This is a genomic window from Streptomyces sp. SP18CS02, from assembly GCF_036322365.1.
In the GTDB taxonomy this organism is placed as follows: Bacteria; Actinomycetota; Actinomycetes; order Streptomycetales; family Streptomycetaceae; genus Streptomyces.
The window spans coordinates 1-272 of sequence record NZ_JAQYXC010000198.1; the positions used below are offsets into that span (position 1 = coordinate 1).

1 pseudogene is annotated in these 272 nt (G+C 77.6%); it reads right to left on the minus strand.

Annotation, left to right across the window (positions count from 1 at the left end):
• Positions 1-272 (minus strand): annotated as a pseudogene (locus PUR26_RS02020) (glycosyltransferase family 39 protein); the annotation flags it as partial.

Here is a 272-nt window from a genome sequence, read left to right on the forward strand (position 1 = left end):
TAGCCGTCCCAGCTGCCGGCGCGGTAGCCGACCCAGCCGAACCAGGCGAACCAGCCGAGGGGGGCGACGAGGACGGTGGTGACGAGGCGGGCGACGGGCCGCTTGCCGTCGGGTCCCGGCCGCCACAGGGTGTAGAGGGCGCACAGGACGACGGCGGCGACGACGGCCGCGCCCGGCGGGCGGGTGAGTCCGGCGAGGACGGCGAGGGCCGCGGCGGTCAGCCACCGGCGGTCGAGCACCGCGTACAGGGCCCAGGCCGCGATGGCCGTGAA